The 19,704-nt window shown below is 49.8% G+C and carries 17 protein-coding genes, 2 pseudogenes and 1 other annotated feature; of the genes and pseudogenes, 7 read left to right on the forward strand and 12 right to left on the reverse strand.

Features of this window, described 5'->3' with window-relative positions; all coding sequences use genetic code 11:
• Positions 1-9: 9 nt before the first annotated feature.
• From A3844_RS05145 to A3844_RS05165, 5 genes are all read right to left on the reverse strand, one after another.
• Positions 10-1,176 carry a hypothetical protein gene (locus A3844_RS05145; RefSeq protein ID WP_074101921.1) on the reverse strand — a complete coding sequence of 389 codons (1,167 nt, stop codon included), beginning with the start codon at positions 1,174-1,176 and terminating at the stop codon, positions 10-12.
• Complete coding sequence (locus A3844_RS05150; RefSeq protein WP_074106777.1) at positions 1,173-1,709, reverse strand: RNA polymerase sigma factor; 537 nt, start codon at positions 1,707-1,709, stop codon at positions 1,173-1,175. Before A3844_RS05150 ends, A3844_RS05145 begins: the two co-directional genes overlap by 4 nt.
• 114 nt (positions 1,710-1,823) lie before the next feature.
• Complete coding sequence (locus A3844_RS05155; protein ID WP_074106778.1) at positions 1,824-4,505, reverse strand: ComEC/Rec2 family competence protein; 2,682 nt, start codon at positions 4,503-4,505, stop codon at positions 1,824-1,826.
• Positions 4,506-4,671: 166 nt separating this feature from the next.
• Complete coding sequence (locus tag A3844_RS05160; RefSeq protein ID WP_074086294.1) at positions 4,672-5,190, reverse strand: deoxycytidylate deaminase; 519 nt, start codon at positions 5,188-5,190, stop codon at positions 4,672-4,674.
• A gap of 158 nt (positions 5,191-5,348) precedes the next feature.
• Entirely contained in the window at positions 5,349-6,023 is a 675-nt protein-coding gene (locus tag A3844_RS05165; RefSeq protein WP_074101924.1) for a ComEA family DNA-binding protein, read from the reverse strand.
• A 163-nt stretch (positions 6,024-6,186) separates the two neighbouring features.
• Between A3844_RS05165 and comER the strand changes: the two genes are divergently transcribed.
• Positions 6,187-7,035, forward strand: coding sequence for a late competence protein ComER (gene comER, locus A3844_RS05170; RefSeq protein WP_074101925.1), 849 nt, complete (start codon positions 6,187-6,189; stop codon positions 7,033-7,035).
• Between the two features lie 99 nt (positions 7,036-7,134).
• On the opposite strand, the gene leuS is transcribed toward comER, so the two are convergent.
• The 5 genes from leuS to A3844_RS05195 all read right to left on the reverse strand — a co-directional run bounded on the left by leuS (position 7,135) and on the right by A3844_RS05195 (position 13,642).
• Positions 7,135-9,588 carry a leucine--tRNA ligase gene (gene leuS / locus A3844_RS05175; RefSeq protein WP_074106779.1) on the reverse strand — a complete coding sequence of 818 codons (2,454 nt, stop codon included), beginning with the start codon at positions 9,586-9,588 and terminating at the stop codon, positions 7,135-7,137.
• 379 nt (positions 9,589-9,967) lie between these two features.
• Positions 9,968-10,233, reverse strand: a binding site (T-box leader).
• Positions 10,234-10,361: 128 nt separating this feature from the next.
• Complete coding sequence (locus A3844_RS05180) at positions 10,362-11,429, reverse strand: AI-2E family transporter (protein WP_074086290.1); 1,068 nt, start codon at positions 11,427-11,429, stop codon at positions 10,362-10,364.
• Between the two features lie 221 nt (positions 11,430-11,650).
• Positions 11,651-11,860: a hypothetical protein gene (locus A3844_RS05185; RefSeq protein WP_042179559.1), complete on the reverse strand. Its 210-nt coding sequence runs from the start codon at positions 11,858-11,860 to the stop codon at positions 11,651-11,653.
• 14 nt (positions 11,861-11,874) lie between these two features.
• Positions 11,875-12,396: a PRC-barrel domain-containing protein gene (locus A3844_RS05190; protein WP_074086289.1), complete on the reverse strand. Its 522-nt coding sequence runs from the start codon at positions 12,394-12,396 to the stop codon at positions 11,875-11,877.
• A gap of 94 nt (positions 12,397-12,490) precedes the next feature.
• Entirely contained in the window at positions 12,491-13,642 is a 1,152-nt protein-coding gene (locus A3844_RS05195) for a cysteine desulfurase family protein (protein ID WP_074106780.1), read from the reverse strand.
• 228 nt (positions 13,643-13,870) lie between these two features.
• On the opposite strand from A3844_RS05195, the gene A3844_RS05200 reads away from it, so the two are divergent.
• Positions 13,871-14,734, forward strand: coding sequence for a hypothetical protein (locus A3844_RS05200; protein ID WP_074106781.1), 864 nt, complete (start codon positions 13,871-13,873; stop codon positions 14,732-14,734).
• A 154-nt stretch (positions 14,735-14,888) separates the two neighbouring features.
• Here the strand turns inward: A3844_RS05200 and A3844_RS05205 are convergent, their stop codons facing one another.
• Positions 14,889-15,362, reverse strand: coding sequence for a 2-thiouracil desulfurase family protein (locus A3844_RS05205; protein WP_074106817.1), 474 nt, complete (start codon positions 15,360-15,362; stop codon positions 14,889-14,891).
• Positions 15,363-15,500: 138 nt separating this feature from the next.
• Here A3844_RS05205 and A3844_RS05210 point away from each other — a divergent pair, with 138 nt between their 5' ends.
• The 3 genes and pseudogenes from A3844_RS05210 to A3844_RS05220 all read left to right on the forward strand — a co-directional run bounded on the left by A3844_RS05210 (position 15,501) and on the right by A3844_RS05220 (position 17,864).
• Positions 15,501-15,818 (forward strand): SOS response-associated peptidase, encoded by a 318-nt coding sequence (locus A3844_RS05210; protein ID WP_244169681.1) that lies wholly within the window; start codon positions 15,501-15,503, stop codon positions 15,816-15,818.
• Positions 15,819-15,938: 120 nt separating this feature from the next.
• Positions 15,939-16,607, forward strand: a complete 669-nt coding sequence (locus tag A3844_RS05215) for an SOS response-associated peptidase (RefSeq protein ID WP_074106782.1) — start codon at positions 15,939-15,941, stop codon at positions 16,605-16,607.
• 249 nt (positions 16,608-16,856) lie between these two features.
• Positions 16,857-17,864: pseudogene (locus A3844_RS05220) on the forward strand (IS1595 family transposase).
• A gap of 37 nt (positions 17,865-17,901) precedes the next feature.
• Here the strand turns inward: A3844_RS05220 and A3844_RS05225 are convergent.
• Positions 17,902-18,459 (reverse strand): annotated as a pseudogene (locus A3844_RS05225) (class I SAM-dependent methyltransferase).
• A 77-nt stretch (positions 18,460-18,536) separates the two neighbouring features.
• On the opposite strand from A3844_RS05225, the gene A3844_RS05230 reads away from it, so the two are divergent.
• Both A3844_RS05230 and A3844_RS05235 read left to right on the forward strand, forming a co-directional pair.
• Positions 18,537-19,034 (forward strand): hypothetical protein, encoded by a 498-nt coding sequence (locus A3844_RS05230; RefSeq protein ID WP_143191998.1) that lies wholly within the window; start codon positions 18,537-18,539, stop codon positions 19,032-19,034.
• 4 nt (positions 19,035-19,038) lie between these two features.
• On the forward strand, positions 19,039-19,470 hold the full coding sequence (locus A3844_RS05235; protein ID WP_143191999.1) for a hypothetical protein: 432 nt from the start codon (positions 19,039-19,041) through the stop codon (positions 19,468-19,470).
• Positions 19,471-19,704: the final 234 nt, after the last annotated feature.

Here is a 19,704-nt window from a genome sequence, read left to right on the forward strand (position 1 = left end):
GTGGATAAGCTATTTACTAGGTGTTGCAGACGGCTCGATCTTCTGGCCGTATTCTTTATACCACCAATCGTAGAACCACTGCTGGCCGCTCCGTATATTGATCGCTACCGTACGCTCCTCCCCCTTTACTTCATAATGGGCCACGAAATAATCCTCATGGGTATCCATAGCAATTGCGCTATTATGAATCTTAGCAGGCCGTTCTTTCTTCTCCATGGTGATGGTCCCTGTGAGCACCTGTGACTTCCCGGTTGCAATGTCCAGAAGCTTACTATGCTGCGTATATCCATCTTTTCCATCCTCAGTATAATTGACCAGCAGTACTTCCTCTCTGTCCGGATCAATAGCCATGAAGGAATAGTATAAAGATAAAGTAAAAGATGAATCAAATGCCAGGAGTTCTCTGGGAACTATCAACTCTCCGGCCTCAGCCTTTCTGATATCTATTATGGAAAACTTGCCTGTGTTAGGTACCCGCTCTGCCCCCAGCGTATAAGTGCTGTGGGAAAACAGAAGGTAATCTCCGGCGCCATAGATGTATCCTAAATCAAAATAGGTCTGTGCCCCGCCTGCATACAGCGGAAAAGTATATATTCTTTTGGCTGTAGCGGCTGACAGCTCCGAATGACCTTTGGGGGTCAAATACAGGGTGTATGGTTCTGTGTTATGTGTATATTTCGGCTTCATGTAATCTACCATTGGCGGTGGAGGTGACCATACAATCCCTGCAGATGTCTCAACAGCAAAAGCCCGCGACTTATTTCGATCAAGCGGCATGGGCATATAGTACTTCAATCCGCCGATTTCAAACTCTGCGGAGCTCATGTTCAACCCTAATCCCTGTGAGGCTGCTGAAGGGGAGGGTGTGGGCTGAACCGCCGCGCCCGTGGTCTTCTCCCAGAGCGAGGACAGCTGCCCGGCAACATTTCCTTTGCCACCCAGCGGCCAGATCAGAACACCGAGCACCATGAGAGCGGCCAGGCAGGTGAGGCCGAGGTTTTTGCCGGAACGGAATTTAGACTTCGCTTCCCCCTTACTGCCTGCAGCTGCTTCTATCCGTGCCATCAGCTCCGGGGTAAAGCCATCCTCTGCAAAAGGGCTGCGTCCGGCCTTGGTATACCAGTCTTTTGCTCCGGTCATTACCACATTGTCTTTCTCTTCATCTCCTGATCTCATAAGTCCTCCTCCTTCATCGCCGCTCTAACTTTGTCCCTGGCCCGCGCCAGCCTGGATTTGACTGTCCCCTGAGCTACTCCGAGCAGAGCTGACATCTCCGCCACAGACAAGTCCTGCTGGATATCCAGCACCAGCACCTCCCGGTGCTTATCCGGCAGCGCCAGGATGATCTCCCAGATCCGGCTGACCACATGGTTGCCTAGTGCTTCTTTTTCTGCGGAAGATGCCTGCCCGGGGCCTTGCCGGTCTCCAAGCGGACTGAATCTGTGCCAGAAGCTGTTCCGTCTGAAGCTGAACGCCGTATTGCGTGTAATTGTCAGCAACCAGGTTTTTATCGTAGATTGACCGCGGTACTTGCCGATCCCCTTGTACGCCTTCAGAAACACCTCCTGGCTGATATCATTTGCCTGCTCCCGGCTGCGGGTCAGAAAAAAAGCATAATGCCATACATCGGACCCGTAAGTCTCCATCATTTCCCGCAGCGTCATGGTTGGCGTATAGGCTACCGCATAAGGCAATTCTTTGCTCTGCATCTCTCTCACCCCTCGCCTAATAAGACTCTTCAGGCTGCAAATGGTTCCCTCCGGTTTCAGGAATAATTATAAAATCTTGGGCCAAGCACGGATTTCCCAATAAAAAAGCTAAGATCAAGGAGCCTGCGGCTCCAGCTTATGTCGCACGGTGATCCCCTCCGGCCGGACCTCCATCTGGATCTCACCCTGCAGATCGGTCCGGTACACAGCGGTGCTGCTGTCAGCCAGACGCTTCAACACATCGCCATTCGGATGTCCATAGAGATTATTAACTCCTGCGGAAATTACGGCTGCACCGGGTTTCCAGAAGTTCAGCCAGGCAGCGCCCGTTGCTGTTTTGCTGCCATGATGGGCTACCTTCAGCACCTCAATCGGGCCGCTGCTTCTGATCCCGGCCTCTGTTCCGCCATGCAGAATTGCATCCTCCGCCGCCTTATCCATATCCCCTGTAAAAAGAAAACTCCGGCCGTTCATCTGCAGCCGGAAGGCGACGGATTCGTGATTCTGTTCCTCCACCTCCGGAAGCACGGCCTCCCCTGCCTTGTGCGGGTCCGGCCAGAGGAACATCAGCTCCGTCTTGTCATCCGGAGCGAGTACCTGCCCCTGCTGCACCGGATACAGCCGGACGCCTGCCGTAAGCGCTGTATTCATTAGCTTGCTGTAGTGCTCCCCCTTGGCCAATGTTCCATTGAACAGCAGTGCCGAGACGGGTAGTCCCTCAAGCACCGCCTGGAGTCCTCCGGCATGGTCCTGATCGCCATGAGTCAGAATGATGGCGTCCAGCCTGTGAATGCCCCTCTGCTTCAAAAGCGGCAGCAGGGTTTTGGCTCCAACCTCGAACGGGCTTCGGCGGACGCGCCATGCTTCCTTTTTGCCAAAGCTGACAGTGCCTCCACCATCCACGAGAATATGGGCTCCACCTGGGGTGGTGATCAAAATACTGTCGCCCTGCCCAACATCCAGATAGCTCACCCGTCCGGCACCGCCCAGGTGCTCCGAGTGATAGCCCCGATACAACAGCAGAACCATTGCAGCTATACCGATTAGGATAGCCCTTCCGCTCCAGCGCAAGGAGTCCGGCATCTGAAAGTGCAGTTGCTCCGCATTACTCCCGGCTCCGCTCCATATCCCTGCACGCCTTATTCCTCTGCCATCCGCCGGTTGATCCAGCGCCGCCAGCGGCTTCGTTTCATCCTCCATGGCCTGTGGAGCCAGCCGCGCTTCTGTACGCCGCTGCATGGTGTAGAGCACACCATAGAGGAGGCCATAATACAACCCCATCCACAGCAAAGTAGGAGAGCTCCAGATCGTTACACCCCCGGACCATCCATTTGTCCACTCCACAGCGCGAAAAGTGGCATCATTCAGCAGTTCAGCAACATGAGCGGTTACACCAGCAGCCGTATCCCAGAGCCGGCTAAGCAGCAGCGCAAGTGTCCCCACCGGCAGCACCAGGAACGTAATAAAAGGGACAAATACCAAATTAGCAGCGAAGGAGAGCAATGAAAACTGATTAAAATAGAAGATGGTCAGCGGAAAAGACACCAGCTGTGCAATCAAAGTAACGGACACGGCACCGCCCAGCCAGCGGGGCAGTCTGCGCAGCAGCGGGTTCACCAGAGGAACATAGATCATGAGTCCTGCCGTCACGAGAAAAGAGAGCTGAAAGCTTACGCTAAGCAGCAAATACGGATTCCAGACCAGCATGATCAGCGCCGCGGCTGCGAGAATATTCATCCCGTCCTTCAGCATGCCGAACCGGGCAGCCAGCAGGGCAATCATACTCATGATGCCTGCCCGCACAATGGATGGCCCGGCACCGGACAGCAGCACATATACAGGCACTAGTAGTAGAGTGACAGTGAGGGCTGTCTCTCTGGTAAGGCGGCAGCGTCTAAGGATGAACAAGATCACGCCGACATACACCGCGACATGCATTCCTGAGATCGCCAGAATATGCGTCAGACCCAGCTGCGAGAACTGCTTGAATGTTTCCTCATCCAAATCGTCCTGTATGCCCAGGACCAGGCCTTTCATATATCCTGCATGCGGCTCCCGGAACAAGTGGTCCATCTCCGCCCCAAGGGCAGCCCGCACCGTATCGTTCCAGCGCAGAATGCTGGCAGGGCGCCAGGAGGCAGGAGGCGAAGCCTGTACGCTTGCCGTACCTTCCCCCTTGAGCAGCCAGTGAATTCTCTGCGTCAGCAAATAGGAGCGGTAATCATAACCGCCGAAATTCCGCGCCTCCCCCGGCTGCTCCAGCTCTCCCTGAATGACTACCCGATCTCCTCTCTTCCATCCGGCAGCCACAGCAATCTCCGGTTCAGCCTGAAGCTTGATTTGTACAGCGATCCGTTCGCCTGCCGCATCTGCTCCCGGGTCCCGGTCCGCCCGCTGATTCTGCGCAAAAACTTTTTCGCCGGTTCCGCTTAGCCCCATCCGTGACAGCTTCACCGTAAAGCTCACACGGTCTCCATCCCGCTCCACAGGGGAGACGATTACTCCATCCGCGCTTACATAAGACTCATTCAGCTCTGTCTCCGATTGTTCCCATGCACCCGGAAGCAGACTGACATTTCTTCCTTCGTTCCATTCCCAGTACAGGGCAGCCGCAACCATTGACAGTCCTAACACTACAGCGATTTTCCACCCGCTTCTCCCGCTGGCAGCACCGATTGCAAGCAGCAGCAGACCACCCGCTATGTACATTAAAAGCTCATGCCCCGAAAACAAGCAGCCCGCTACACTGCCCGCGACCCAGCACACTGCAAAGCTTAACAGCGGCCTTTTTTTCATCCATATTCCTCCTCGTATTTGAATATTGTAGTCCTCATAGCCGTAAGCGAACTGTGACTCTTACATGCGGATGCAGCCAAAAAAGAACCCCTGCATACGCAACAATCGCGTGTACAGAGGTTCTTCCCCTGATGCTTATCTTTATTTCAGTTAATGCGCCTTCCTGTTATTCCGAGACAGTGATCATCGTTTCCTTGGGCGGCTCATAATTCTCCAATTGCCGGAAGATGATGCCTTTGGAGCCCAGCATGGCCTCCACCTTCTCCATATCTTTGCGGTAAGGGCGCAGATAGACGATCTCTACAATTCCGCTGTTGGCCAGCATATTGGCACAGGTCCAGCAAGGTTCGTCCGTGACATAGACAGTGCTGCCCTCCCGGTCGCTCCGGTCTGTGAACAGCAGCAGATTCTGCTCGGCGTGAATGGTGCGGATGCAGCGCTGCTTCATCACCATCGTCTCCACACCATTAACCACTTCACGTTCATATTGCTCCGAGACCATGCAGCCTGCTTCTGAGCAATCCGGCACACCCATTGGGGCGCCATTATAGGCTGTGCCCAGCAGCTTCTTGCCCTGTACCAGAACCGCACCGACATGGCGGCGGGAGCAACGCGAACGTGTGGAGACCATGCAGGCAATATCCATGAAGTAAGTATCCCAATTTTTGCGGTAGGCTACAGTCATTAGTTATCTCCACTTTCTCTTTGATAGTTGTTCATTATTGTAGCATATTGCGGCGGTGTTTCACTAGGACATCGGATACGGAAAAACCTGTCCCTTCCGCTTTAATTAGCACAGTCTGCTTAATGAATATCAGACCTGCAATAGCTGCTTCGCCTAGCTTAAAAAGCTACCAGCGGTTTCAGCTTTTCCAGCATCTTCGGCCCGATTCCCTTCACCCCACCCAAATCCGCTAAGCTGCGAAAAGCCCCCTTGCTGCTGCGGTAGTCTATAATCGCCTGCGCCTTCTTCTCCCCAATGCCAGGCAGATTCATCAGGGCAGCAGCATCTGCTGTGTTAACATTTATTTTGCCTTCTGCGGAAGCCTGCCCTGAAGGTACTGTGCTCCCCGAAGCATCTGCTTCGCTTGCAACTGCTGTGGCTGCTGCGCCGTTCCCTGCTGCTGCTGTTCCGCTGGACCCTGCGGTTCCCGCGTTGCTTTCAATAGATGCTCCCGTAGCTCCAACCCCTGCGGTTCCAGTTGATTCGGCCGCATTGTCCCCTGCCGCTGGCCTACCTCCTGTCACCGTACCTCCAGCCACATCGCCTGTTACCACGGCATCTGCTCTTTCACCCTTATTCTGTTCATCTGTTTGATCCCCAATGCCCTTCTCATTTTTCCCACCAGCGGCTACTGCTGTACCCGGCTCGTCCGCTGTGCCCAGCGCCTGGGCCATACTGATGTTCAGCGTCTCCCAACCGCCGATGCCCTTATTCTCTTCCCGGTCCGCCGCCCATACCAATCCACCACTAAGCAGGGCAGCAGCGAATACCGAAGCTATTCCTTTTATATTCATATCCTTGTCCTCCTCTAAAAAATAATTTATGGTAAACAACTATCCACCCGTATATTTTCAAAAATACAGTTGAAACCTGTCATTTGTCCAAGACTCCTGCGCATACATTTAACGAAGAGTATTCCTGCAAGGCCATAGCCATACCGAAAGGAGGGTACCCTAGATGAAGGTGGGATTTATCGGAACGGGCAGCATGGGCAGTCTGCTTATAGACGCCTTCCTGTCTTCGGGTGCGCTTGAGCCATGTGATGTGCTGGCCAGCAACCGCAGCCCGAACAGGCTTCTGCAGCTTCAAAAACGCCATCCGGACATCACCATCGGCAGCAACAGGGAAACTGCGGACGGAAGCGATATCGTCTTCCTCTGTGTTAAACCGTTGGAATTCAAATCCCTGACTGATGAAATCTCTTCTTGCCTGCGGAGCGAACAGATAGTTGTATCGATCACCAGCCCAGTGATGCTATACCATCTGGAATCCGCGCTGCCGTCCAAAATAGCCAAAATCATTCCCAGCATCACCCACTGTGCCAAAAGCGGAACTTCACTTTGCATATTCGGCAGCAGGCTCACTAAACAAGATCGGCTCCTGCTGCTGAAGCTGCTGTCTTTCATAGGGGTTCCACTGGAAATTCAGGAAAGGCATACCCGGATTGCCTCTGATTTCTCCAGCTGCGGTCCCGCGTTCATCAGTTTTTTTCTTGAGCGGTGGATTGAAGCCGCTGTTGAGGCTACAGGCATAGATGAAGTCCTGCTTGGCCGGCTCGCAGGTGAAATGCTGCTAGGCACAGGTAAACTGCTGACCGAAGGTAATTTCACTCCACAGGAACTGCAGGAACGGGTAGCCGTACGCGGTGGCATTACAGCGGAAGCACTGAGCCACTTGCGGACCAGTCTGGAAGGGGTTTTTGAGCAGCTGATCCTCACCACACACGATAAATTCGATGAAGATGTCGAAAAGCTGGACACCTTATTCGGTCTGGGTGGCATCGTTCAGGGGCCGCTCGACCGTTAGAATCCCTCCACCGGCATGGAACCGGCACCCTGCTGCCAAAACCAAGAAAGCCCGCAGCACGGATTACTCCGTTGCTGCGGGCAGAATTGCGTTCTTCGCTTAACCCACTACTATATTGACCAGCTTGCCTGGAACCGCGATGATCTTGCGTACGGTTTTGCCCTCGACGGCTGCCTTCACATTCGGAAGCGACAGCGCATGGTTCTGCATATCATCTTGACCCATGTCCTGCGGGATCAGTGCACGCTGTACGATTTTACCATTTACCTGAACAACGATTTCCACTTCAGCATCTACAGTCAACGCTTCATCATAAGCCGGCCAAGCCACATAGCTGATGCTGCCTTCATGACCGAGCAGCTGCCACAGCTCCTCCGCGATATGTGGTGCGAGTGGCGACAGCATCTGTACGAAATGCTCTGCAGCTTCAGCGGACAAGGTCTCCTGCTTGTAAGCATCGTTGATGAAGATCATCAGCTGGCTGATCGCTGTATTGAAGCGCAGGTGCTCGAAGTCCTCCGTGACCTTCTTGAGTGTCTTGTGCCAGGTCCGTTTGAACTCGTCGGTACCGCCATCCGGGGTAATTTTCGCACTGATGCTGCCGTCCTCATTCACGAACAGGCGCCATACGCGGGAGAGGAAGCGGTGAATGCCTTCCACACCTTTTTCATTCCATGGCTTCGTCGCTTCCAGCGGCCCCATGAACATCTCATAGACACGCAGCGTATCCGCGCCATATGCCTCCACAATTTCATCCGGGTTAATGACATTGCCGCGCGACTTGCTCATCTTCTCATTGTTATTCCCCAGGATCATGCCTTGATTCACCAGCTTATGGAACGGTTCCTTCGTATCCACTACACCAATGTCGTACAGAACCTTATGCCAAAAGCGTGCGTACAGCAGATGCAGTACTGCATGCTCGGCTCCGCCGATGTACAGGTCAACGGGCAGCCATTCCTTCTGCTTCTCCGGTGAACACAGCTCCTTGTCATTACGCGGATCGATATAACGCAGGTAGTACCAGCAGCTGCCGGCCCATTGCGGCATGGTGTTCGTCTCGCGGCGTGCCTTCATGCCGGTCTCCGGATCTATCGTTTCAACCCACTCCGTCACATTGGCCAGCGGGGATTCTCCTGTGCCTGAAGGGCGGATGGAATCCACTTCCGGCAGCAGCAGCGGCAGCTGATCTACAGGGACCGTCTTCATCGTGCCGTCTTCCAGGTGCAGAATCGGAATCGGCTCGCCCCAATAGCGTTGGCGGCTGAACAGCCAGTCGCGCAGGCGGTAGGTTACTTTGCCTTTGCCGCTGCCTTTTTCCTCAAGCCAGGTGATCATCTTCGCAATCGCTTCTTTATTGTCCAGACCATTCAGGAATTCGGAATTCACATGAGGTCCGTCGCCGCTGTAAGCCTCTTCTCCGACATTTCCGCCCTGTACTACTTCAACGATCTTCAGATCAAACTGCTTGGCGAATTCCCAGTCGCGTGTGTCATGTCCCGGCACCGCCATGATGGCTCCCGTTCCATATCCGGCAAGCACATAATCAGCGATCCAGATCGGCACCTGAGCACCATTCACCGGATTAACGGCGTAAGCACCCGTGAAGACACCGGATTTCTCTTTAGCCAGATCCGTACGTTCAAGGTCGCTCTTGCGTGAAGCCTTGTCGCGGTATTCCGATACTGCCGCCTTCTGCTCATCTGTTGTAATAAGATCAACCAGCTTATGCTCCGGTGCCAGTACACAGTAGCTTGCTCCGAACAAAGTATCCGGGCGGGTCGTGAATACCTCCAGACTGGCATCATGACCTTCAATGGCAAAAATCACTTCGGCACCCGTCGACTTGCCAATCCAGTTGCGCTGCATATCCTTGATGCTTTCTTCCCAGTCCAGCTCTTCCAGATCCTCAAGCAGGCGTTCAGCGTACTCCGTAATTTTCAGAATCCACTGGCGCATCGGTCTGCGGACCACAGGATGGCCGCCGCGCTCGCTTTTTCCGTCGATAACCTCTTCGTTTGCCAGAACCGTTCCCAGTGCTTCACACCAGTTGACCGACACCTCTGCCACATAGGCCAAGCCACGGTTGTACAGCTGGATAAAAATCCACTGTGTCCATTTGTAATACTCCGGATCGGTTGTGCTGATCTCGCGGTCCCAGTCATAGGAGAAGCCCAGCGATTTGATCTGCCGGCGAAAATTATCAATGTTCTTCACTGTAATCTCGCGTGGATGCTGTCCGGTATCCATCGCATACTGCTCTGCCGGAAGTCCGAAGGCATCCCAGCCCATCGGGTGCAGCACATTGTAGCCGCGCATCCGTTTGTAGCGGGAGACAATGTCTGTCGCCGTGTAGCCTTCCGGGTGGCCTACATGCAGCCCTGCGCCTGAAGGATACGGGAACATATCCAGTGCGTAGAATTTTGGCTTGTTAACCTCTTCACCTGTCTTGAACGTCTTGTTCTCATCCCAGAACTTCTGCCATTTCGGCTCAATCACCTGGGCGCGGTAGCCTGTGGGGGCTGTTGTGCTTGCTGCTTTGTTGTCGCTCATTGTATGCTCCTCCTTGGAGTGTTGCTTACTTAGTTAAAACTGCTGCGCTTAAAAGAACGCCAGGGAATGAACTCTACTGCAAAAAAGTTTTGGGCTTCCGATCGCTGTTATTCTCTGATTTCTTGATTTGAACCGCTCTATGCGGTAGAAATCCGAGAATAGCGCATGCTTCCGATGTGAGCTTTCCTTGGGAAAGCTTTCAGGCGAACACTTTGTTTCTACAGCTCCAAAATTTTTTTTCGTTCCGTTTCCCTGTTACTTTTTAAATCCACCCGTTTTGCCTGACGGGCAGCCAAGTCCAAGATCAGCTCAGGATTCGCTGTTCCGCTGGACTTGGCCCCAATACCGCAAAAAAACCTCCCATCCCTAGCGTATTATCGCTAGGGACGAGAGGTTTGAATTCCCGTGGTACCACCCTAGTTAGCGGCTGGATATACTTTACCCTGCCACTCACTTTGACACCCGGTAACGGGGGTGAATCGACGACGGTTCAGGCGCGGTCTTCAAGCCTCTGCTTGCGGACCCTGCGGCTTAACGCCGTTACTCCGAGGTGAGTTCATTCTTCTCCGTTAACCGGCTCGCACCCTGTGCCGGCTCTCTGCAATAACGGTCTCACGAATTAATACTCCTCTTCATCGCACTGCTATGCTTACTGATTATTAATCAGTAATGTTCCCCACATTATATACAAAAGAAGCAGTTAGAGTCAATGATTTCCGCTTGCGGCTGCAGTGAATCAGCAATCTATGAGCGATACGCCCTCATTATTCGGCTTACACCGGCTTCCGACGTATATAATACGCGAGAAAATGCTGAATCACTACTTTGCCGGCCGCGAAAACCGGTACAGCCAGGATCAGACCGATCATTCCGGCCACTTCTCCACCCACCAGCAGCGCAAAAATAATCAGCAGCGGGTGCAGATGCAGCCGTCGTCCCACCACCTGCGGCGAAATGACGTTGCTCTCCAGCATCTGGCAGAGGGTGTTAACCACAGCAACGAGCAGCACGAGGCGAAGCGAGAGGGTCGAAGCCATTACAATCGCAGGTGCTGCACCCAGAAACGGCCCCATATACGGAACAATGTTGAATACCGCCACCACACAAGCAAACAGCAGCGCGTAAGGCATGCCGATAATCGCATAGCCGATGTAGGCCAGTACCCCGATAATCAGACAGACCAAAAACTGGCCACGGATGTAGTTGCCAAGCGCGTCATCAATATCCTTAAGTAGCTTGACCATATACTTGCGGCGCGAGCGTGGCAGACAAGCGACAACGGTCCGTTCGAATACATCGAAATCCTTGAGAATGTAGAACACCAGAAAAGGCACGATAAAGGCATTGAACAGCAGACCAATGGTCGAACCAATGTTATCGAGAAAATGGGAGATTCCTGCAGCCAGTCGGTTTTCCAGCTGAAAAAACCAGTTATTCATGCCCATCTCGACACCAGGCGGAATCAATCTGTTATTCATGTTACGCATGAGTCCCTGTGCATGTAGTGTCATCTCCGGCAAATGCTCGTTCAATTCTTCAAGCTGCTCGATGAACATCGGAATCAGATTGATGGCAATAACTGCGAGCGAGGTCAGAAATACGGCATAGATGAGCAACACGGCAACACTGCGCGGCATTTTTCTCCCGGCGAGCATACTCACTACGGGATTCAGCACATACGAGATAATCATAGCCGCCAGGAACGGCGCAAGGATGGCTTTGAGAAAGACGAAAACTCCCATTAACATCGGACGGAGGAGCCAAACGAAATATAATATGATCAGGGCAAGCAGTACTCCGATCATCCGGCGGAACCATTTACTTTGGGACCATTGCTCCATGAATGTACACTCCCTAGCGGTAATTCTGGACTGGCTTCCTAGATAAGTATATGTATACCCGCAGCAAAATAACCGCCGTTTTCTCGTTCTTGCGGCAGCTTCCTTTAGAGATTCTGTGATCTTCGCAAAAAACGCCCAAATCCCCTGCCGCATGTTGCTGCAAGGAGTTTTGGGCGCATTAGGCAATATGTAATTCTGCTCCTGAACCAGTTGTCACTGATTTAAGAAGACGCATGAATCTGCGGGAAATCCTGGGCAATCTCTTCCCCGGAGAACAAATCGTCAAGCGAGCTGAGTGTGCCGTCTTCTTCAACCTGATACACGGACATTTTCTCGCCGTTGACCGTCAGTTCGATGAAGCAGCCCCAGCAATAGAACTGGTGGGAACCGATCTTGCCGATATCCTTGGAGTTGCAGTTTGGACACTTCATATAAAACATTCCACCTATCCGTTAACAATATTAATGGCTTTTTGAAGCCGTTCTTCGCTCATCGCGGGAACCAGTACGGAATTCTCCCCAATGGACATTCCATCAGAACAAGGCAGCCATTTGCGGCCTTCGATCAAATCAGTTACTAACCCGTCACTGATTTCCAGCGCTACTATTGTGTTTCCCAACTTTTGGTCAAAATAAACATCAGATACGCGTCCGAGTATTGTTCCGGATGCCGTAAGCACCTGAAGATCCTTTAATTTATTTTTTCCCAAAAGAAATGTATAGGGTATATGGTCAGTGTCGGCCTTCACAATCGACTCTTTACTGCGGATCATGACAGCATCCTCGCCATAAGCGACGATATCTTCCCATGCCACAACTTTCACATGACTGGAGAAAAAAGTTTTACTTTCCAGTTCAATACCCGTTATATTCCAGTTTGAATCCAGTAAAACGTCGACAATTTTGCCAATTTCGTTACCTTCTTCAACCTCGTATACAGCCAAGCCGATCATTTCTTGAAGTTTCATGGCTGTTTATGTCCCCTTTTACTTTGAGTGTACTTACGGGTTCCCTTAGGTTGAAGAGCACTCAAACTGTAACGGCAACGAGGCTACATTTAGCCTAATCCTTTTTACGCAGCCGGTTCAGGATGGTTTCAACTTTTTGGGCCACGTACTCCATTTCTTCATTAGTATTACCCAAACCTGTGCTAAATCGAATCGCAGAGTTCAAAAGATCCTCCGGAAGCTGCATCGCCTGCAGCACATGCGAGATTTCCAAAGAACCTGAGGTGCAGGCTGAACCGCTCGCGGCAGCAATCCCCTCCATATCAAGGTTCATCAGCAGCACATCGGTTCTTGCTCCGGGAAAGCTCAAATTCAGTATCCCGGGCAAAAATTCCTGCCTGTCTCCGTTAATCACGTAGCCCTTCCGCCCGATCCGGCGGTCCAGCTCCTCCAGCAATGCTGTTCGCAGCATAAGTGCCTTATCCCTGCGCTGGTCCAGCCCGGTTACTGCAAGCTCTACTGCCTTGGCAAACCCGGCTGAGTTCGCCAGACTTTCGGTTCCAGCCCGTCTGCCGCGTTCCTGGAGTCCGCCGTGCTGTCTCGGATGCAACGGGGCACCGCGCCGGACATACAACCCGCCGATCCCTTGGGGACCGCCTATTTTGTGGGCACTGAAGCTCATATAATCCACAGGCAGCTCACGTAGAGTAATAGGCAGCATCCCCAGTGCCTGTACAGCATCGACATGGAACAGAATCCCGTGCGCAGCAGCTAATCTGCCAATCTCTTGTATAGGTTCTACAGTTCCTACTTCATTATTCGCGTACATTACGCTGATCAGCACCGTATCTTCGCGCAATGCGGCTTCTACCTCAAGAGCAGATACCCGCCCTTCAGCATCTACTGGCAGATAAGTGACGGTGAAACCCTGCTTCTCCAGCGCTTCGCAGGTATGCAGCACCGCGTGATGCTCAACAGCTGTCGTAATGATATGTTTCCCTTGTTGGGCAGAGGCCGCAGCCGCTCCGAACAGGGCAAGATTATCGCTCTCCGTGCCGCCGCTGGTGAACACCCATTCATCTGGCGCACAGCCCAAAAAGCCCGCGATGGTATCGCGCGCGCCATTGATAATCTTTTTGGCGGAACGTCCGTACGTGTGCACACTGGACGCATTGCCATATTGCTCAAGCAGCATATTATACATGACCTTGGCCACCTCCGGATGAACCGGGGTTGATGCAGCGTGGTCCAAATAGATCGGTTTCATAACGATGATCTCCGCTTCTGGTTATTCAGGATTTTCATACAGGACTACTCGATTATACTGCTGAACCTGGTCTTTTACCACCTGTCAATAAACACAATATTGTAACATTTTAGGAGGGCCAGAACCAATACTTTCAGCTGGGCTTCAGCTTTTTTTCAGCTTTCTTTCCGATATAGTAATGTGGGCTTTTAGGAAAATAGAGGAACATCTACTGAGAGGGGACAGCAAATGTCACTATCCATTAACAACTATTACAATAAGAAGTATTACGACAACTACGGTCTCACCAGTGGCAACACAACCGCTGCCCGGACACGTTCCTCCTCCATCGGAGAAGTAAAAGGCACAGGCCGTACAGATGCTGCAGATTTCAATGAAATCGCCAAGTTGCTCTTCAATTTGGATGGAACGGATGAAACTGGAGGGGAAGACTTCACGAATAACTATTCCCCAGCCTCGCTGGGCTCCATACAGGGCTCCTTGTACGGCGGTGGGGATATGAGAGCTCAGTTAGCACAAATTCAAATGGGCTTAGGCTCTACTGGTATGGATTCAACCGCTTTGGCAGCTACTGATGAATCCGGCAGCAGTCTGAGCTCATTGCAGAATCTGCTCGGCAGCAATGGTCTCTCCTATTTAAGCGGAGACGCGCTTTCTTCACTCCTTCAATCCGTTTCATCTGATTCTTCTGTGGCCGGTTATAACGGTGTCAATACTTTGAATAGAGCCAATGCATCTACCGGAATTCCTGCAATGCTGCAAGCCATGGGCGGATTCACCCCTGCTTTTGCCTGGGGTCTGAATAGCTTGGACAACTCAGACAGCTCTGATCATGCAGATAATATGGCCCGTACAAACGGGCTAAGCGGGTTAACATCACTGGAGGCGGGTCTGACTTCAGAGGATATGAAGTCCGTACTGGCCCATCTGAAGAGCAGTCTTGAATCGGCTGCAAGCAACAGAAGCACATCTGCGGGCAAATCCAATCCACTGGCCACAGTCCAAACGATGTTGTCCCCGGTGAACTTCTCCAAGGTGACAAACAGTGAACTGTCTAACCTGTTCGGCAAGGTCCTGGGGACGTTGGCTTAAGCAGGATCGGAACAGTTTGCAGAGGGAAAGTGAAGAGTAAAAGAAATTAATAATGATTTCCTCCAGTTGATCAGGAGCCCACTTCCAAAAAAGGCCGTTGCACAGGTTCGAAGCCTCTGCAGCAGCCTTTTTGTGCAGAACCCGCAGCTTATTTCTATAGAGAGTCCAATTCCTTCAATCTGGAAGCAAGCTGTTCCTCGGAAATGACCTCAATGCCACTGCGTCTAAGCAGCGCAGAGGTCACACCCTGGCCGGGAATCTTCAGGCCGGTGAAAGTCCCGTTGTAAATCATGGAGCTGCCGCAGGAAGGGCTGTTCTCCTTAAGAACTACGATTGTCGCCTCAACCCTCCGTGCTTGCTCAAGTGCCTCATAGGCACCTTGAATATACATTCCGGTGACGTCATTTCCGAGCCGGTCTATGACCTTAGCCGTTCCGTCAAGCACCGCATCCCCGTCTCCGCCGACCATCTCTGCCGGTTCTCTCGGAGTGGAGAACCCGCCAAGGAGCTCAGGGCAGACGGCAACCGCCTGATTGTTGTCCAGCAGCTTCTGAATAGTCTCATCCAGGCAAGCCGTGCCGTTGTATCTTACTTTCATGCCTGCCAGGCAGGAGCTTACTATAATCATAGGATGCACTCCTTCGCTATCATCCGCATCTTCCTTTATAATGGATGCTGAGAAATACAAAGAGCATAGCATGAGGGCTTCAACACTGTAAACAAGCCCCCTGCCATAACTTCATAAATCCGGGGAGGCCACTGCAAGATGTGCGGAAGATATACCATTATGGTAAGCATGGAAGAATTGATGCTCCATTATTTTATCGAGGAAACCACCATTGTCCATTATGCACCGAAATACAATGCAGCCCCCATGCAGAATCTCCCGGCAGTCATTCATGACGGTAAGCAGAACAGACTCGGAGAGCTGCGCTGGGGGCTGGTGCCCTCCTGGTCAAAAGATGACAAGCAAGGCAGCAAAATGATTAATGCGCGCCAGGAGTCGCTTCAGGACAAACCCTCCTTCAGGAACCTGATCAGCTCGCGCCGCTGCATCATTCCGGCAGACGGCTTCTTTTATTAAATGTCAATGATAAAGTCCTCCGTACATAAGAAGCTTGATATTAAGTAAAATGTCTAACATTTTATGCTTAAGGCATTAAATGACGTCAGAAGTCGAGAATTAAGGGAGGAGGATCTCGAAATGTGCGGGAGATATACTTTAACTGTTACCTTAGAAGAATTAATTTCACGCTATATTCCAGAATCAGTGGGTCTATCGTATCATGAACCTCGCTATAATATCAGTCCTTCCCAAATGGTTACAACGGTTATAAACGATGGACAAGCGAATCGTATGGGGATGCTTAAGTGGGGGCTTATTCCCTCTTGGGCGAAAGACCCTACTAAAGGTACAATAAATGCTCGTGCGGAAACTCTTCTTGAGAAACCATCATTTACGATTCCCTTTTTAAGGAAGAGGTGTTTGATTCCCGCGGACAGCTTTTTTGAATGGGAAACAACACCCACTGGAAAACAACCCATGCGATTTCTGTTGAAATCCGAAGCCATCTTTAGCTTTGCCGGCATCTATGATACCTGGACGGCGCCTGATGGAAAAAAAATAAGCAGTTTTGCCATCATTACATCAGAACCAAACTCGCTTGTTAAAAAAATTCATAATCGAATGCCGGTAATTTTAAAACCTGAAGATGAAGCCACCTGGCTGGATCGAACTCTACAGGATCCAACAACGTTAATGTCGCTCCTTCAACCATATCCGGCCGAAGTAATGATGGCGTACCCCGTTTCAGCTGAAGTTGGGAATGTAAAGAATGATTCTCCGAACTGTATCAAAGAGCTTAAAGAATAAACAAATGCTTCTCTCTATCGGGGAAGCATTTGTTTTTTAAAATCATTATCATGTGTTCTGGATCCCCTCTCATCCTTTTCAGGTATCTCAGCGTTTTTAGGCAAACCATTCCATCTATTGTTTGAATTCTTCCAACCACTCCTCCTGCCCATCCAGTTTATAAACAAGGCTGTTTTCGCATAAATTGTTGCTTTCATGACCACTCTATTACAGCTTGATATAATTCAGAGTGGGGGAGGTGTATAACAAATGTGGACCAAGGTGTATGAAAACGCAAATGAACTCTCAGTTCAAGACCAATTGGAGCTGTTTAATGCTCTTAAAAAGGATTTGTTCCCCGATCAACCAGAGAAGATAACAAAGTTGTTAAATCGTATTCGCGAAAGCCGTTTCAATGGCGGGATAGCTTGTGTGCATTGTGGTAGCACATCTGTAAAAAGAAACGAAAAATACAAGACACGCCAACGCTATCTTTGCAAGGATTGCAATAAAACATTTAATGATATGACTAACACCCCATTTTCAGGATCAAGGTATCCAGAGAAATGGGTCAAATTTATGGAAATGATGGTTGAAGGATATACATTACCTAAAATCGCTAAAAGGCTGGATATCCATATTTCAACAGCCTTTTATTGGAGGCATAAGGTTCTGTATGCTTTACGCTCTTTAGACTTTAATCAACTTCAAGGCATTGTAGAGAGTGATGAAACTTTCTTCTGTGAGTCTATGAAGGGAAGAAAAGTAACACATCGGAATGCAAAAAAAAGAGCTACTAAGGATGAGAAAAGGGGCATTTCTGACCTTAAGATTGCCGTTGTTGTTGCCCAAGATCGAAACCACAATATGATTGCTTTGAAGGCTGGCACGGGGCGTGTAAAAGCTGAAGAAATCGATTCTGTAATTGGTAAATACATCGATTCAAAATCGTTACTTTGTACTGACACAGCTACAAACTATAAGAAATTTGCGAAGTTAAAAGGGCTACAACACGAAACTATCAATGACAGCAAGAAACAGCGGGTCAAGAAAGGCATCTATCATATTCAAAATGTTTATAATTTTCATAGCCGATTAAAAACTTGGTTGAGACGCTTTCAGGGGGTTGCTACCAAGTATTTAGATAACTATCTATACTGGTTCAGGTGATTAGAAATAGACAAGCACTTGTCCTTTGAAAAGCAGGTGGGGCAAATGCTTATTTCAGCCTGCCGGAAATCTAATAAAACAACAGTGGAGTTTTTAAGGGCAGTTTAAAAGGACCACCGCGTGGTGACCTTTATAACGTGCAATCTTAAGTATTACTTTTTATTAGCAACGGCTTTTTTGCATCAATAATAATGGATACCATTCCTAATTGATTAATGGAATTCCTTGTATCAAACCGAAATGATCTTCCTATCTTCCCGTCCATTTCGTTCCAGTATGTATAATGAAAATCTCCGTTCTCATAGCAATATTCCAACAACGTTACTTCAAACCCTGCCATTTCAAATACTGATACAAAAGTTTTTGCATCATAAACTATTTTATGAGATGCCGCAGGATGATTCGTTGGTCCAGGACCTCCGACTTGAACCATCTGTTAATACCAATCGTTACGGAAATTTTTATCGGGAACTGCACAACGAATGTACCCACCAGGTTTTAAAAAATGATAACAATGCTTCGCCGCCGTAATCCCTTCCTCGTAAGTTAGATGTTCCCACACATGTTCTGCCAAAAGTGCATCAATACTCTCTGGTTCAGATAATTTGATCCAACTTTCCAAAGACAGTAAATTCAATTCATCTTCTTGGGTATTAAGCCAACCATCATACTTAGTCTGCCCTGCTCCAATGACCACTTTCATATAAATACCACCATCCAATCTTGATTGAATAATACAACTTGCATTATATGTTATTCAACAAATAAATCAATCGCATTTTGCATAAAACAACAAACTTTACGAAAACAGTGATTGGGTGTTCGAGTAATCCTAACGGATATGCTCAGTGGTTCAGTGAAAAAAATAAAACTGCGTTCGAGCGAGTAAAATCCGCCCAACAACGCAGTATCTTCGAAAATAATCAGGATATTTATGTACGCATTGAAGACGTTCCTGATGCCCTCATTAAGACCCCATTGCAACGAGCTATCCAAATTCTTAAACGGCATCGTGATGTTCGATTTATCAACCACGAGTTTCCTTGGCCCATCTCCATGATAATAACCACCCTTGCTGCTCAGTTTAATAACGGCGATGGCGATGTCTATGCTGCGCTTTCAAATATTGTAGACCAATTAGATACGCTTGGCGGATTGCTACAGCCTGGTTACAAGCAAAACGCTACTCTTTTGCAACAAGACTTAATTCGACGAAACGATGATGGATCCTGGTCGATCTTAAATCTAGTGAGTCCAGAAGAAAATTTTGCAGATTGACGGCATGAAAATGATCACCGTAAAGCAAAGATCTTCTTCCAGTTATGGCATACCAGGACCAGACTCGGTAGCTGCGACGAATGAGCTTTCTACGCAATCAAGTAGCAATAACGTCAAATGGGATGAAATAAATGATCCACTTGTTAATAAGGCCATGAAAGACAAGCTCAAAGCATCTGTTGATGCCATTGTACAAAAGGATGTAGATGCTTTTCATAAGACACTTAGTCCCGATATCGGTTCCGAGCATGATTATCTCTTAGACAATCCAGTCAAATTCACTGCACTAGGGAAGGCGGTTGAAGAAAATGGACGCATCTTAGTTCCTGTTAAGGGCGAAAATCAGAGGACTGACAGCAATGGAGCGGAGATGACCTATACATTCTATTTCGAAAAAGACAAAAGTGGTGAATGGCAGATCGTTGTTATAGACTAGCATAAAGACATTAAAGGGGCCGCTCCATATGCCATAGATTGACTCATTGGGGTGGCCCACTATCATATGTATCAATTATTGTATCAAGAAGTAAATACCAAAAGAGCAGCGATCCCTCCATTTTGGAGTTCAAGCTTCTCCCCTAAAAGTTACAGTCCTGATTGGAAGCCGTTGCAAAGGACTGGCAGATAAATACTAGTAACACCTCATTTTCTCAGACACAAAAGGAGCGCT

It is taken from the genome of Paenibacillus helianthi (genome assembly GCF_001909055.1).
In the GTDB taxonomy this organism is placed as follows: domain Bacteria; phylum Bacillota; class Bacilli; order Paenibacillales; family Paenibacillaceae; genus Paenibacillus_AQ; species Paenibacillus_AQ helianthi.

Coding starts and splice junctions, on each gene's coding strand:
- A3844_RS05145 (WP_074101921.1), bottom strand. CDS start 1,176: ATGAGATCAGGAGATGAAGAGAAAGACAATGTGGTAATGACCGGAGCA.
- A3844_RS05150 (WP_074106777.1), bottom strand. CDS start 1,709: ATGCAGAGCAAAGAATTGCCTTATGCGGTAGCCTATACGCCAACCATG.
- A3844_RS05155 (WP_074106778.1), bottom strand. CDS start 4,505: ATGAAAAAAAGGCCGCTGTTAAGCTTTGCAGTGTGCTGGGTCGCGGGC.
- A3844_RS05160 (WP_074086294.1), bottom strand. CDS start 5,190: ATGACTGTAGCCTACCGCAAAAATTGGGATACTTACTTCATGGATATT.
- A3844_RS05165 (WP_074101924.1), bottom strand. CDS start 6,023: ATGAATATAAAAGGAATAGCTTCGGTATTCGCTGCTGCCCTGCTTAGT.
- comER (WP_074101925.1), top strand. CDS start 6,187: ATGAAGGTGGGATTTATCGGAACGGGCAGCATGGGCAGTCTGCTTATA.
- leuS (WP_074106779.1), bottom strand. CDS start 9,588: ATGAGCGACAACAAAGCAGCAAGCACAACAGCCCCCACAGGCTACCGC.
- A3844_RS05180 (WP_074086290.1), bottom strand. CDS start 11,429: ATGGAGCAATGGTCCCAAAGTAAATGGTTCCGCCGGATGATCGGAGTA.
- A3844_RS05185 (WP_042179559.1), bottom strand. CDS start 11,860: ATGAAGTGTCCAAACTGCAACTCCAAGGATATCGGCAAGATCGGTTCC.
- A3844_RS05190 (WP_074086289.1), bottom strand. CDS start 12,396: ATGAAACTTCAAGAAATGATCGGCTTGGCTGTATACGAGGTTGAAGAA.
- A3844_RS05195 (WP_074106780.1), bottom strand. CDS start 13,642: ATGAAACCGATCTATTTGGACCACGCTGCATCAACCCCGGTTCATCCG.
- A3844_RS05200 (WP_074106781.1), top strand. CDS start 13,871: ATGTCACTATCCATTAACAACTATTACAATAAGAAGTATTACGACAAC.
- A3844_RS05205 (WP_074106817.1), bottom strand. CDS start 15,362: ATGATTATAGTAAGCTCCTGCCTGGCAGGCATGAAAGTAAGATACAAC.
- A3844_RS05210 (WP_244169681.1), top strand. CDS start 15,501: ATGTGCGGAAGATATACCATTATGGTAAGCATGGAAGAATTGATGCTC.
- A3844_RS05215 (WP_074106782.1), top strand. CDS start 15,939: ATGTGCGGGAGATATACTTTAACTGTTACCTTAGAAGAATTAATTTCA.
- A3844_RS05235 (WP_143191999.1), top strand. CDS start 19,039: ATGAAAATGATCACCGTAAAGCAAAGATCTTCTTCCAGTTATGGCATA.